A 13,090-nucleotide genomic window follows, 5' to 3' on the forward strand; every position below is an offset into this window, starting at 1 on the left:
CTTAAATACCTTTCGGGGTGGTCAATTTTTGGATTCCGGCGAGAATCGCATCCACAATGAGCGCAATGATGACGACGCCGATGGTGCCCACCAGCGTGAAATTAAGTGCATTGGTGCCGCCGATTTGGCTCAGCCCTGAGTAGATATATCCACCCAGTCCTGGGCCGAGCGCGTAGGCGGCGATGGCGGCAACACCCATAGACATCTGGGTGGAGACGCGGATGCCGGTCATAATCACCGGCCAGGCCAGTGGCAGCCGGATGCGGAAAAGGATGGCCGTCGAGCTCATGCCCTGCCCGCGGGCGGATTCGATGACATCGTCGCTGACAGTGTGCAAACCGACGATGGCATTGCGCAGGATGGGAAGGACGGCATAAAAGACCACGAGGGCAACGGACGGTATGGTGCCGATGCCAAAGAGCGGGATGGCAAGGCCAAGCAGCGCCAGCGAAGGCAAGGTCAGGCCGATGGAGGTTAAGGCATTCGCAATAGCCGCACCGCGCGGGCGTTGGGCTACAAAAATGGCAATAATCAACGCGATGACCAGGGCCACGGCAACTGATTGGATGACAAGGCTTGCGTGCTGGTAACTGCGGAAGAGGATATCCTGCCAGCGCGCAGCGATAAATTCGTTCATTTCATCACCTAAAAGAAAGAGAATAGAGCGCAGGGAAAATTAATGGAGAGCACAGACTCTCTGGTTCTTCCTCTGCGCTGATGATGTGCTTCTAGCGTACAAGCTTTTTTCAGCGCGAAACAATAGCTGGACAGGTTAGGACAAAACCGGGGGCAGTGATTACCACGTCATACCGGTCTTATTGGAGGCCTAGAAAAACAGCACTTGGCCGATAAGGGCAAGGGCAGCGGTAATAGCTACCACCGTGACGATGCGGTTAAGGCGCTTGGTATCGATGAAGTGGTTCAGGTAGTTGGCAATGAACAGGCCGATGACCACCAAGGGGCTATACGCTGCTGCGGCATAGACCTGCGGCTGGGTGACCTGGCCGCTAAAGCCCAGGATGAAAAGGGACATGACGGTACCGATCACAAAGGTTCCGGCGAGACTTCCGCGGGTGCGCTGTGGGTCAAAGCGCTTCATAATCAGCGCCATCGGCGGGCCACCGATGGAAGTAGAGGTTCCCAGGAATCCGGAGGTCAGACCGGCCAGGACGGTATTGCGCCTGGTGGGCTCGGGGCTCCAGCCGAGGCTGGAGAGGGACATCGCCAAGAGCACCGCGCAGCCGATGAAGATGGAAAGGCCATCGTGCGAGAGAGAAGCGATCGCCCACGCGCCGGCAAACGAGCCAGGAATGCGGGCTATGACGGATATGCCAACTAGGCGCCATGAGGTTTCGCGGTACGTGCGCGCCAGGGTATAGATGGAAATGCACAGCGCGAGGAGCAAAATGAGCGTGGGGACTAAATCCGGGCGCAGGAGCGCGACAATGGGGGTGGCGATGGTGCCGAGCCCAAAGCCGATCGAGCCCTGAGTGATAGTGCCGACCAAAATGAGCACACCAATAAAGATGTAGACCCACGCGTCTGAAGAGATTCCCAAGAACATGATGGAAGGCAAGTATAGGCCACTTGGCCTACAGCCGGGCGGTTACTTTCTCATTCGCTGCAATTTCATCCAAGCGGGACGCGGGGCAGAGTCCAGCAACGATGACGGCGGAACCACCGGCGGCTAAGGGCTCGAGCACGGCGCGGGTGAAAGAAGCCTTGTCGCTCCATCCGGTAGATAGCAGCCGCTCGGCGCCGCCGGGCGGGGTCACCAATTCCGGCAGGGGCTGGGTTTCACCAAAGTACTGATCTCCATAAAAACGGACGGTGGGGCCGAAGTCGATGGCACCGGTGGGCAGATCCCCGCCGGATTCAACGATGCCGCGGCCAAAGGGGTCGTCGCTGATGAGCACGATATCGGCCTGCGGCTGCCGCTCTTGGGCAGCGAGGTAGCGGGAGGGGGAGGTAAAGACGACATCGGCAAGCGCGGCCGATTCACCGAAATCAAAGGTGGGCCCAGCGGCGAGGGCGCCTAAAGCAATGACGGCGGCCTGCCACGAGGTGGGCACATCGATGGCGATGGTGGAATCCGGCTCCAAGTCGAGCTCTTCTTCCAACATATTGGCGATCTTCGCCACCCAGTTATCGAGCGTCTGGGCGGAAAAATCCATGCGCGCGCCGGTGGATTCGTTATAAACAGTCAGCCGCGGGCTGGCGGCATCGGCGTTTAAAAGATGGGCGAGTAGTTCCATACCCGCCCATCGTAGGCCAGCCTGCTTAGTTCACGCAGCGCGGACCGTGGCCGCCGGCGTCGATTTCAGGCGAGACCTGGTTGGCGCCGAAGTCATTGCCCGGGGTTCCTACCAGGTCGGTATCTTCTTCGGCAGCGGATTCCTCCGCGCTGGCCTCCTCATCGGAAGGGCCCTGGTAATCATCGGTGGCCACGACGAGCAAGGTATTGTCATCGAGCTGCGGATTTTCTACCACAGGAAGGCCACCGAGCTTTTCCGCCAGCTTCTTGGCATCTTCGCTCTCCGGGTCTGCGGCCACGACCTGGGACTCGGAGTAGATACCGGGCTGGGCGTTGGCGGAGCGCTCAACGGTATAGCCGGTGTTTTCCAGCCAGGTGCCAATGCCAGCGGCCAATCCATCGATATTGCCGGCATTGAGGACATGAACCTCGTTATCGGAGTTGATATCGGCATCGTGCTCCGGCTCGTTTTCGGAGTTTTCCTCATTGTTGGCCGCGTCCTCTTCGGCTTCCTCGTGCGACATGGCCAGATCCTCCATGAAGCGGTGGACCTCATTGGTATCGATGGTGACGATGGATTCGCCGTAATCGCCGCGGCCATCGATAGAAGTGACCGGGATAGTGGTGAAGGTGACATTGCCGCCGGCCAGGCCGGCCAGCTGGGTGACAAAGCCCATGATGTCCCAGCCATCATCGATGACCACGGAGCGCTCCACAGCCTTTGCAATCTTGGATAGCTTGGACGGGCTGGTCAGCGTGTCATTATCGAGCACCTTATTCACCAGCGAGGCCATATACGCCTGCTGGCGCACGATGCGGTCAAGGTCACCGCGCGGCAGGTTATAGCGCTGGCGCACGAAGGTCAGCGCCTGCGCGCCATCGAGGGTCTGGGTGCCCTTATGGAAATTGGCGCCGGACATCTCGTCCTCAACATCCTCGTTGAGGCACACCTCGACGCCGCCGACGGCATCAGTAAGCAGCGTAAAGCCGAGCAAGCCCACCTCGGCGTAGTGGTCAATGGATACGCCGGTCAGGGAGTGCACCATCTTGAGCAGGCCTTCGCGGCCGGCTTCTACGCCGTGCTTTTCGATGTCCTTATCCGTATACGGTTTCTTCTCGCCCTGCGTCTCCGCCTGGGCGTTTTCCTGCTGGAGCTGTTGCACCTTGTCGTTTTTGTGCGAGGCGTAGACGGCATTGATCTTCATATTGCCGTAGTCCGGATCGTTGACATAGGTATCGCGCGGAATGGAGACCGCGGTAGCGCGCGAGCCGTCTTCTGGAATGCGCACGAGCATGATGGTGTCGGTATTTTCCTCGCCCTCGGCAACGCCGGCGTGGAGATCCGCCAGCTCCTTTTCGGAGAGCGGATTGCCCTGGGCATCGGTACGCGAGTCCTTGCCCACGAGCAAGATATCGGCGGCACCGTCCAAGGATGGATCGGATAAACCATCCTCGCCCAAAGAGAGGTCCGAGGCGGAGGACATGCCCGTATCCAGGCGCCCCACCGTGGCATAGCCCACGCCGGAGACAGCTAGGATGAGGGCAGAAATGACGGCCACGATGGTTTTGGTGGCCGTGGAACCCTTTTGCTTAACCGCGCTAGCGGCAGAGGGCGCGGGTTGGATATTGCGCGCCCGGCGAGTGTTCTCAGAAGTCACAAGTGAAGGCTTTCTACTTTCCGGGGATCTGGAGACAGTTTAGGGGAGATCTCGCCAAAATTAGGGATCCGTGACCAGTTTCGCGTGTTTGAAACAGTGTCTGTCTCCGGACACAGCCTCTGGCGTGACTAAACTTGGGGCCCATTGTGACTACTGAAACTACAGCTCCGCTCGCCATTATCACCGTGACCTATAACCCCGGTGAGTACTTGGCGCGATTTATAGGCTCCCTGCCGGACGCCAGCGCTCAAGGCGCCCAGGTGGTGCTGGCGGATAATGGCTCGACCGACGGCATCCCCGAAGCCGCTGCTGCAGAAACAGAAGACGTGCACTTTTTCGATACCGGCGGCAATATCGGCTACGGCGCCGGCATGAACGCCGGTGCGCGGTGGGTGCGCGAGAACCAGCGCGTAGATGATGAGTTTTTCCTTATCTCTAACCCGGATGTCACCTTTAGTGAAGGCGCCATTGACCAGATGATCGCGTGCGCACGCCGCTGGCCGGATGCCGCGGCGGTAGGCCCGCGCATCGTGGAACCCGATGGCAGCAACTATCCGTCTGCCCGGTCGGTGCCTAATATATCTACCGGCATCGGCCACGCGCTGTTTTCGAACCTGTGGCCCTCTAATCCTTGGACGCGCACGTACCGCAACGATGCCGATATGTCCGTCCAGCGCCCCGCCGGCTGGCTGTCTGGGTCCTGCCTCTTGGTGCGTTGGGACGCCTTCGATGCCATTGGCGGTTTTGATGAGCGCTACTTCATGTACTTGGAAGATGTGGACTTGGGTGATCGCTTCGCCCGCGCCGGGTACCAAAACATTTTTTGCCCGGAAGCCGTCATTAGCCACGCCAAGGGGCATTCCACCCAGGCGCACGCCGGGGCGATGCTGCGGGCGCACCATAGCTCCGCGTATCGCTTCCAAGCGGACCGTCACCCGGCGTGGTGGCAGGCCCCGCTGCGCGCCGCGCTGTGGCTGGGCTTGCAGGCGCGGGGAGCGGTAACGGCCGCTCGCGCCAGCACGGCCAAAGATTCGGAGGCCTGAAGCGCGTGCCGTTGACCTGGTTTCTGGTCGCGGCCGCATACACTGACCTTCGAAAAACCTCAGAATAAGATTGTCTGCATACAAAGGATGACTATGACTGAAGCAGCCACCACTCACGGTGCCACCACCGATGCGGTGATTTTGGTGGGCGGGCGCGGTACCCGCCTGCGCCCACTGACCATTGGTACACCCAAGCCCATGCTGCCGACGGCAAACTACCCGTTCCTGCAGCACCTGCTCGCCCGCATCAAAGCCGCGGGCATTGAGCACGTGGTGATGTCCACCTCGTATAAGGCAGAGGTTTTCGAGGAATACTTTGGCGATGGCTCCGAGCTCGGCCTGGACATTGAATACGTGGTGGAAGAAACCGCGCTGGGCACCGGCGGCGGCATCCGCAATGTCTATGACAAGCTGCGCAATGACACCGTCATGGTATTCAACGGCGATGTTCTTTCCGGCATGGATCTAGAGGGCATCTTGACCACGCACCACAACAAGGGTGCCGATGTCACCATGCACCTGCTCAACGTGGCGGATCCGCGCGCCTTTGGCTGCGTGCCCACGGATTCTGAGGGCCGGGTCACGGCCTTTTTGGAAAAGACCGAGGATCCACCAACCAACCAGATCAATGCCGGTTGCTACGTCTTTGACCGCTCCGTCATCGAGTCCATCCCTGCAGACCGCGTGGTCTCGGTCGAGCGCGAGACCTTCCCAGGCTTGCTTGCCGATGGCCGCTTGGTCGTCGGCCACGTCGATAACTCCTACTGGCGCGATATGGGCCGCCCGGATGACTTCACCCGCGGCTCCTCCGACTTGGTGCGCGGCATCGCCCCATCGCCACTGTTGGAAGGTCGCACCGGCGAGTCCCTCGTGGAATCCTCTGCGGGCATTGCCGGCGGCGTGCTGCTGCTATCTGGCACCGCGGTGGGCCGCGGATCTGAGGTGGGCGCCGGCTCCCGCCTTGAAGGAACCGTGGTCTTTGATGGCGTGCGCATCGAACCAGGCGCCATTATCCACAACTCGATCATTGCCTCGGGCGCGCATATTGGCGCCAATGCGGTCATTGAAAACTGCGTCATCGGCGAAGGCGCCCACGTTGGCGCCCGCTGCGAGCTCGTGGACGGCATGCGAGTCTTTCCCGGCGTGACCATCCCGGATGCCGGCATTCGCTTTAGCTCCGACGCCTAAAGAGCCCGCCGCCTTCCCTCCGCACCGCCTGCAGCTCGGTAACGCCGCGCGGTGCGGAGGGCTTTGTGATCCCTGCCCGGTCGAGATTTGGGAGACACGCCGAAAGTTCCTGAAAATTGTTGACAGAAAAACCGGGTACCACTATATCTAGTACCCCCTACCTACACCCCCGGATGACACCGGGTGTTACTAATGTGACGGATGGGGATCGTGTGCAGCGTTTTTGCGATAAAGCGCGAAAAAGGCACTAATTCAGGTTGACGATATTTAGTGATCCGGTGTGAAATTACACCAGTGCAAGAAACGGCGACCGACGCACTTGTTTTCACGGATTGGTTCGCGGATTGACGGCGATTCAGCCGCACTTCAGCCTCGTGTACAGTCGGTTGCACTGATTAGGATTACCCAACCTCGGAGAAAGGAAAAGGCGTGGACAAAATGGCTAATAACAACGCCATTCTCCGTGGCGGTGCTGCTGCAGAGGTATCGCTCGATGAACTCTTCGGTGCCGTCGAGCAGGAGTGGCAGGATCAAGCGTTGTGTGCGCAGACGGATCCAGAGGCATTCTTCCCTGAAAAGGGAGGTTCCACCCGTGAGGCAAAGCGTATCTGCCAAGCCTGCGCGGTGCGCGATGAATGCCTGGAATACGCGCTGGAGCACGATGAACGCTTCGGAATTTGGGGCGGGCTTTCGGACCGCGAACGCCGCCGCCTTAAGCGCGAGATTGGTTAATTAAGTTGTGTGCTCTAGCCCTTGGCTGCGCCCCCTGAGTGGTGCGGTCAAGGGCTAGAGTTTTCTTTGTGGTGCGAAAAGGTGTCCCTACCAGCTATAGCGCGGGTCTACCTCCTCTGGGGCGAGGTTTAAGTAATTGGCCACCAGGGCGGTAATGACCGTGCCGAGGAGTTCCGCGCGCTCGGCGGAGGTGACGGCACGCTGCTCAATGGGCATGCGGAAGATAACGAGCCGGGCGCGAGTGGGGGTGCCAGCAGAGTCGACACCGGCGGGCACGATGCGGCCGAGCGGCACTGGGCCATCAGCAATGATCTCATCTGGCAGCACCGTCATATCCGCCGAAAGTCGCATGCGCGGGATGGTATCTACCGCAAGGTCGAGCCCGCGCAATTGCGGGGCGAAGGCGTGCTGAATGGGTGCGTAGGCCTCGAGGACGGCGGCATCGAAGAGCTCGCGGGCGCTGCGGTAGCGCGGGGTTTGCTGCGGTAGCAAGGGCCCGTGCAGGCCGCGCCCGTGGCGGTCGCGGGCGGGACGAATATGCGGGCGGGGGCGAGCGGCGGTCATGGCGTTGATTCTAAAGCTCGGTGGCGGCGCAATAAGTGCAGCCACGCCGGGGAAGTACTATCTAAATCTCAACCAAGGGTTTAGACTATTGTCCGTGACTGAATCTCGCCATTGCTCCCGCCCAGGCTGCGGCCGACCCGCCGTGGCGACGTTGACCTATGCATATGCGGATCAAACCGCAGTGGTTGGTCCGCTGGCAGAAGAGGATAACCCGCATAGCTGGGATCTGTGCAGCACCCACCGCGACCGCATCTCTGCGCCGGTGGGGTGGGAGCTGGTGCGCGTAGACCGCATTGAGCTGGACGAGGATGATGACCTTATGGCACTGGCCCAGGCGGTCAAGGAAGATGGCAGGGTGACCACTGGGCTTGTCGATGACCGCAGCGCCGGCTCCGGGGCAGATCCCATCGATTACGCCGCCACCTTCGATGGCGCTGATCCCGCCAATTCCAATCACCCGGTATTTCGCACCCGCCGCGTGGCCTATGCCAAAAAGGCCCGCCGCGCTCACCTGTCCGTCGTTCCTGATGCGCAGAGCGAAGATAATTCTGCCGAGAGGCAGGACACGGACACCGAATCTGATTAAAGCAAGGGCGCTGAGCACAGCGCCTGAGAAAACTCGCGCTACCTAGCCGCAGACACGGAAGGAGCACTGCGCTAGTTGCCCGTAGGCAGGGAGTATTATTGCGAGGTATGCGAACTCGTGAGCATCTTGATGCAGTGATTAAGGCCTATGACGTCCGTGGCGTGGTGGGCGAAGATATCGATGAAGACTTCGTGCGCGATACTGGCGCCGCCTTCGCCGCAATCCTGCGCGAAGAAGGCGAAAACACCGTGGCTGTAGGCCACGATATGCGCCCGTCTTCTCCCGCGTTGGCGCAAGCCTTTGCTGAGGGCGTGGTGAGCCAAGGCCTCCATGTGACGCTTTTGGGGCTTACCTCTACGGATGAGCTCTACTATGCGGCGGGTTCTATGGAGTGCGCGGGCGCGATGTTTACCGCCTCCCACAACCCGGCGAAGTACAACGGCATCAAGCTCTGCCGCGCCGGTGCCGTCCCCGTGGGGCAACAGACTGGGTTGGAAGAAATCAAGCAGATGCTTATCGATGGCACCCCAAGCTACGACGGCCCTAATGGTGCCATCGCCGAGCAAGAAATCCTGACCGGCTACGCGGACTTCCTGCGTCACCTCGTGCCGCTGGAAGAATCCAAGCCGCTGGTCGTCGCCGTCGATGCCGCCAATGGCATGGGCGGGCACACGGTCCCGGCCGTTTTCGATGGCCTGCCCTTTGATGTCCGCGATCTCTACTTTGAGCTCGACGGCACCTTCCCCAACCACGAGGCGAACCCGCTGGATCCCAAGAACTTGGAGGATCTGCAGAAATTCACCGTAGAGCAAAACGCCGATATCGGCCTTGCCTTCGACGGCGACGCCGACCGTTGCTTCGTGGTGGATGAAAAGGGCCAGCCGGTATCGCCGTCTGCCATCTGCGCGCTGGTGGCCAGCCGCTACTTGGATAAGTTCCCGGGCGCGACCATCATCCACAACCTAATTACCTCCAAGACGGTGCCGGAGCTCATAGCGGAAAAGGGCGGAACCGCCGTGCGCACGCGCGTGGGCCACTCCTTCATCAAGGCTCAAATGGCCGAGCACAAGGCGGCCTTTGGCGGCGAGCACTCCGCGCACTACTACTTCCAGGAATTCTGGAATGCCGATTCCGGCATGCTGGCCGCCATGCACGTTTTGGCCGCGCTGGGGCAGACGGATAAGCCTTTGAGCGAGCTCATGGCGGAGTACTCCCGCTATGAGGCCTCCGGGGAGATTAACTCCACCGTGGCGGATCAACAGGCCGCCACCCAGGCGGTACTCGATGAGCTGGCGGATAAGATTGAATCCGTCGATGAGCTCGATGGCGTTACGGTCGAGCTCAAGGGCACGGATGCCTGGTTCAATGTGCGCGCTTCCAATACCGAGCCGCTGCTGCGACTCAATGTTGAGGCGAAGACCTCCGAAGAGGTGCAGCAGATCGTAGACGAGGTCCTCGCCATCATCAGGCGCTAATTACTGAATTACTGCGCGCGGGAGTGGGCGACCATGTCTTCCCACTCCACGTACTTCTTTCGCTCGCGGCCTTCGCGCTCGCCCAAAGCGCGCTCAGCGGCATCGAGGCGCTGCCAATCCTGCCACGTGAGGTAGTCGATGCCCTTATCTGCGAAGGCCTCGGTGATATCGCCGGCGGTGGGGGACGGTAGGGTGCCCGCGGCGGCATCATCAAGCAGCATGCCAATGGTTTCACTGGCATCGGACTTGGTATTGCCAATCAGGCCCACGGGCCCGCGTTTTACCCAGCCGGTGGTGTAGAGGCCAGGCACGATGGTGCCCTCTTCGTCGATGACGTGGCCGCCGTCATTGTTGATGACGTTTTTCTCGCTATTAAATGGCACGCCATCCACGGCGTCCGAGCGGTAGCCCGTGGCAAAGTAGACCGCTTGCACCGGCCACGTGGTGAATTTACCCGTCCCGCGCACGTTGCCATCGCCGGTCAGCTCGGTGCGCTCCGTTTTAATCCCGCTCACCCGGCCGTTCTCACCGAGGATCTCCACCGGCTGCTCAAAGAGGTGGATCTGCAGCGTATGCGGAGCTTGTTTGGGATCGCGAATGGCATATTGCTCAAGAACCTGGCAGACCAAATCCGTGGACTTGCTGGAAGCGCGTGCCTCTAGCGAGGCCTCATCGTAATCAATATCTTCGGGGGAGACGACCACATTGATGTTCTCCGAGTGGTCGAGCTCTTTGAGCTCTTGCGGGGTGAACTTGGCTTGGGCGGGCCCGCGGCGCCCGAAGACGCGTACGGTTTCTGCCTTATTGCGCGCCAGCGAATCGTAGACATTATCGGCGATTTCGGTCACCTTAAGTTCATCGCCAGTCTTGGCCAAGATACGCGAGACGTCCAGGCCCACATTGCCCACGCCGATGACAGCGACCTCGATGGCGGAGAGGTCCCATTCGCGCTCAAAGCGCGGATTGCCGTCATAAAAGCCCACGAACTCACCGGCGCCGTGCACGCCCTGCAGCTGCGCGCCCGGAATATCGCGGTGGCGATCGCCTACTGCGCCGGTGGCAAAGACGACGGCATCGTAGTGCTGCTGCAGCTCGTCCACGGTGATATCGCGGCCGATGTGCACGTTGGTAAGCAAGCGAATCTGCTCCGTGTCCAATACGCGGTGCAGGGATTTAATGATTCCTTTAATGCGCGGGTGGTCAGGGGCCACGCCGTAGCGAATGAGACCGAACGGGGCGGGCATTTGCTCAATGAGATCGATGTGTACATTGCCACCGGTCTTTTTCACCAAGATATCGGAGGCGTAAATGCCGGCGGGGCCGGCACCGATGACGGCTACGTTTAAGGGTTTTTCTGACACGGTAATTTTGCCTTTCTTGTCTGCGTATTCTCCCGCGGTGGGGTGAAGGGAACGGACCCTCGATAAATATGCGTAAATAGACCACGTGGTCTATTTATCGTGAGTGAGCGCGGGATTTCTCTTAAGAGAGTGAACCGTATGGTCTGTTTGCGCACAAGCGGAATAATTAGATTCTTTATTAAACCTTCTCAAAGTGCAGGTCATAGCTTTGGGAAAAGTGAAAATAAAACAGACTGCTTTGTCTGCAATCTATAGACGGGTAGGTTTTCCCTCAACGCTTTGAAAGGGAGGTCTACACCACATTATGGCTACCGCAACAACGACCAAACGCAAGCCACGTGCCAATAAGCCCGAGGGCCAGTGGAAAATTGACGGTAAGGAACCGTTGAATAACGATGAGGCCATCAAACAGGATGATGGTGGCCTCTCTGCCAAGCAGCGTGTGATAGACATCTACTCCAAGCAGGGATTTTCCTCCATCCCGCCGGAGGATTTAGCACCGCGCTTTAAATGGTTGGGGCTGTATACCCAGCGCAACCAGAACCTGGGCGGGGAGATGACTGCCAAGTTATCCAACGCGGAATTGCAAGATGAATACTTCATGATGCGCGTGCGCTTCGATGGCGGCCGCGCCGATCCAGCCAAGCTGCGCGCGGTGGGAGAAATCTCGCGCGATTATGCCCGCTCCACCGCGGACTTTACGGACCGCCAGAATATTCAGCTGCACTGGATCCAGATCGAAGACGTGCCCACCATCTGGGACAAGCTCGAATCTGTGGGCCTGGGCACCTTGATGGGCTGCGGCGATGTGCCGCGCGTCATCTTGGGTTCGCCGGTCGCCGGGGTAGCCGAGGATGAAATCATCGATGCCACCCCAGCCATCGAGGAGATTAAGAATAATTACTTACCGCGCGAGGAGTTCCATAACCTTCCCCGCAAGTTCAAAACCGCGATTTCCGGCAATGCGCGTCAGGACGTGACGCACGAAATTCAAGACGTTGCCTTCGTCGGCGTCAACCACCCCGAATATGGCCCCGGCTTTGACTGCTTTGTGGGCGGGGGACTATCCACCAACCCGATGCTCTCGCAATCCTTGGGCGCGTGGGTGCCACTCGAGCGCGTGCCGGAAGTATGGGCCGGTGTGGTCAGCATCTTCCGCGACTACGGCTTCCGCCGCAACCGCAATCGCGCGCGCCTGAAGTTCTTGGTGGCTAAATGGGGCATCGAAAAGTTCCGCCAAGTGCTCGAGGAGGAGTACTTGGACAAGCCGCTGGCCGATGGCATCCCGCTCGAGGTCAATCCCGGCAGCCGCGATCACTTGGGAGTGCACAAGCAAAAGGACGGCAAATTCTACGTCGGCGTGAAACCTACCGTGGGCCATGCAACGGGCGAACAGCTCATTGCCATTGCTGATGTGGCAGAAAAGTTCGGCATCTCGCACATCCGTACCACCCCGATGAAGGAATTGCTCTTCCTCGATGTGGAGGAAGACGATATTCCGGCGCTCTCGCGCGCGCTGGATGAAACGGGCCTGTATTCCCAGCCCACGGAGTTTCGCCGCGGCGTCATTTCCTGCACTGGTCTGGAATTTTGCAAGTTGGCGCACGTGACCACGAAGGCCCGTGCCATCGAATTGGTGGACATCCTCGAAGACACCCTGGGGGATTTGGATGTGCCCATTTCCATCGCATTAAACGGCTGCCCCAATGCGTGCGCGCGCTCCCAGGTATCCGATATCGGGCTCAAGGGCCAGATCGTCACCGATGCCGATGGCAACCGCGTCGAGGGCTTCCAAGTCCACTTGGGTGGCGCCTTAGGCCTTTCCCCTGACTGGGGCCGCAAGCTCCGCGGACACAAGGTCGTGGCCGATGAGGTCCCAGACTACGTCATACGGCTGGTCAATAAGTATAAGGAACAACGCGAAGAAGGCGAGCAGTTCCGCCACTGGGTACTGCGCGCCGAGGAGGAAGATCTGCAGTGAATTTTCGCCGTAAGCCTAACCCCAATCGCAATCACCCCACCTTTTGCCCCTACTGCGCCGGCACCGATCTCTTCCCGGATGAAGAAGACGACTTTGCCTGGAATTGCCAGGAATGCCTGCGCGTATTTTCGGTCCGCTTCCACGGACAAGACGATGCCCCCGTAGCACCGGCCCCAGCAGTCTCTTCCACCGAGGCCCTGCAGCGCTCCCTAGCCCGCCGCGGACACTCCACGGCTCCAGTGGATTAA

General features: G+C 59.7%; 13 protein-coding genes. 7 read left to right on the top strand and 6 right to left on the bottom strand.

Annotation, left to right across the window (positions count from 1 at the left end; all coding sequences use genetic code 11):
• Position 1: 1 nt before the first annotated feature.
• The 4 genes from ACLI1O_RS03090 to ACLI1O_RS03105 all read right to left on the bottom strand — a co-directional run bounded on the left by ACLI1O_RS03090 (position 2) and on the right by ACLI1O_RS03105 (position 3,912).
• Positions 2-637 (bottom strand): ABC transporter permease, encoded by a 636-nt coding sequence (locus tag ACLI1O_RS03090; protein WP_005277479.1) that lies wholly within the window; start codon positions 635-637, stop codon positions 2-4.
• Positions 638-826: 189 nt separating this feature from the next.
• Positions 827-1,564, bottom strand: coding sequence for a sulfite exporter TauE/SafE family protein (locus ACLI1O_RS03095; RefSeq protein WP_284781773.1), 738 nt, complete (start codon positions 1,562-1,564; stop codon positions 827-829).
• 28 nt (positions 1,565-1,592) lie between these two features.
• Complete coding sequence (locus tag ACLI1O_RS03100; RefSeq protein WP_284853436.1) at positions 1,593-2,255, bottom strand: TIGR03089 family protein; 663 nt, start codon at positions 2,253-2,255, stop codon at positions 1,593-1,595.
• 25 nt (positions 2,256-2,280) lie between these two features.
• Positions 2,281-3,912 carry an LCP family protein gene (locus tag ACLI1O_RS03105; protein WP_411706948.1) on the bottom strand — a complete coding sequence of 544 codons (1,632 nt, stop codon included), beginning with the start codon at positions 3,910-3,912 and terminating at the stop codon, positions 2,281-2,283.
• Between the two features lie 134 nt (positions 3,913-4,046).
• On the opposite strand from ACLI1O_RS03105, the gene ACLI1O_RS03110 reads away from it, so the two are divergent.
• The 3 genes from ACLI1O_RS03110 (at position 4,047) to ACLI1O_RS03120 (ending at position 6,875) form a co-directional block, all read left to right on the top strand.
• Complete coding sequence (locus tag ACLI1O_RS03110; protein WP_411706949.1) at positions 4,047-4,955, top strand: glycosyltransferase family 2 protein; 909 nt, start codon at positions 4,047-4,049, stop codon at positions 4,953-4,955.
• Between the two features lie 93 nt (positions 4,956-5,048).
• On the top strand, positions 5,049-6,143 hold the full coding sequence (locus ACLI1O_RS03115) for an NDP-sugar synthase (protein ID WP_284609975.1): 1,095 nt from the start codon (positions 5,049-5,051) through the stop codon (positions 6,141-6,143).
• Positions 6,144-6,581: 438 nt separating this feature from the next.
• Positions 6,582-6,875, top strand: a complete 294-nt coding sequence (locus tag ACLI1O_RS03120; RefSeq protein WP_005277485.1) for a WhiB family transcriptional regulator — start codon at positions 6,582-6,584, stop codon at positions 6,873-6,875.
• Between the two features lie 87 nt (positions 6,876-6,962).
• Here ACLI1O_RS03120 and ACLI1O_RS03125 read toward each other — a convergent pair whose 3' ends face one another.
• Complete coding sequence (locus ACLI1O_RS03125; RefSeq protein WP_284781768.1) at positions 6,963-7,439, bottom strand: metallopeptidase family protein; 477 nt, start codon at positions 7,437-7,439, stop codon at positions 6,963-6,965.
• A gap of 94 nt (positions 7,440-7,533) precedes the next feature.
• On the opposite strand from ACLI1O_RS03125, the gene ACLI1O_RS03130 reads away from it, so the two are divergent.
• Complete coding sequence (locus ACLI1O_RS03130) at positions 7,534-8,025, top strand: DUF3499 domain-containing protein (protein WP_284853439.1); 492 nt, start codon at positions 7,534-7,536, stop codon at positions 8,023-8,025.
• Between the two features lie 107 nt (positions 8,026-8,132).
• Positions 8,133-9,500, top strand: coding sequence for a phosphomannomutase/phosphoglucomutase (locus ACLI1O_RS03135; protein WP_284853440.1), 1,368 nt, complete (start codon positions 8,133-8,135; stop codon positions 9,498-9,500).
• A gap of 8 nt (positions 9,501-9,508) precedes the next feature.
• Here ACLI1O_RS03135 and ACLI1O_RS03140 read toward each other — a convergent pair whose 3' ends face one another.
• Positions 9,509-10,861: an FAD-dependent oxidoreductase gene (locus ACLI1O_RS03140; RefSeq protein ID WP_411706950.1), complete on the bottom strand. Its 1,353-nt coding sequence runs from the start codon at positions 10,859-10,861 to the stop codon at positions 9,509-9,511.
• 304 nt (positions 10,862-11,165) lie between these two features.
• Here ACLI1O_RS03140 and ACLI1O_RS03145 point away from each other — a divergent pair, with 304 nt between their 5' ends.
• Together ACLI1O_RS03145 and ACLI1O_RS03150 are read left to right on the top strand one after the other, a co-directional pair.
• Positions 11,166-12,842 (top strand): nitrite/sulfite reductase, encoded by a 1,677-nt coding sequence (locus ACLI1O_RS03145; protein WP_284853441.1) that lies wholly within the window; start codon positions 11,166-11,168, stop codon positions 12,840-12,842.
• Positions 12,839-13,090 carry a hypothetical protein gene (locus ACLI1O_RS03150; protein WP_005277497.1) on the top strand — a complete coding sequence of 84 codons (252 nt, stop codon included), beginning with the start codon at positions 12,839-12,841 and terminating at the stop codon, positions 13,088-13,090. Before ACLI1O_RS03145 ends, ACLI1O_RS03150 begins: the two co-directional genes overlap by 4 nt.

Origin of the sequence: Corynebacterium sp. LaCa78 (assembly GCF_046717505.1) — a bacterium.
In the GTDB taxonomy this organism is placed as follows: Bacteria; Actinomycetota; Actinomycetes; order Mycobacteriales; family Mycobacteriaceae; genus Corynebacterium.

What these genes read in the sequence shown, in the direction of transcription:
- ACLI1O_RS03090 (WP_005277479.1), bottom strand. Translation starts at nt 637, where the DNA reads ATGAACGAATTTATCGCTGCGCGCTGGCAGGATATCCTCTTCCGCAGT.
- ACLI1O_RS03095 (WP_284781773.1), bottom strand. Translation starts at nt 1,564, where the DNA reads ATGTTCTTGGGAATCTCTTCAGACGCGTGGGTCTACATCTTTATTGGT.
- ACLI1O_RS03100 (WP_284853436.1), bottom strand. Translation starts at nt 2,255, where the DNA reads ATGGAACTACTCGCCCATCTTTTAAACGCCGATGCCGCCAGCCCGCGG.
- ACLI1O_RS03115 (WP_284609975.1), top strand. Translation starts at nt 5,049, where the DNA reads ATGACTGAAGCAGCCACCACTCACGGTGCCACCACCGATGCGGTGATT.
- ACLI1O_RS03120 (WP_005277485.1), top strand. Translation starts at nt 6,582, where the DNA reads ATGGCTAATAACAACGCCATTCTCCGTGGCGGTGCTGCTGCAGAGGTA.
- ACLI1O_RS03125 (WP_284781768.1), bottom strand. Translation starts at nt 7,439, where the DNA reads ATGACCGCCGCTCGCCCCCGCCCGCATATTCGTCCCGCCCGCGACCGC.
- ACLI1O_RS03135 (WP_284853440.1), top strand. Translation starts at nt 8,133, where the DNA reads ATGCGAACTCGTGAGCATCTTGATGCAGTGATTAAGGCCTATGACGTC.
- ACLI1O_RS03145 (WP_284853441.1), top strand. Translation starts at nt 11,166, where the DNA reads ATGGCTACCGCAACAACGACCAAACGCAAGCCACGTGCCAATAAGCCC.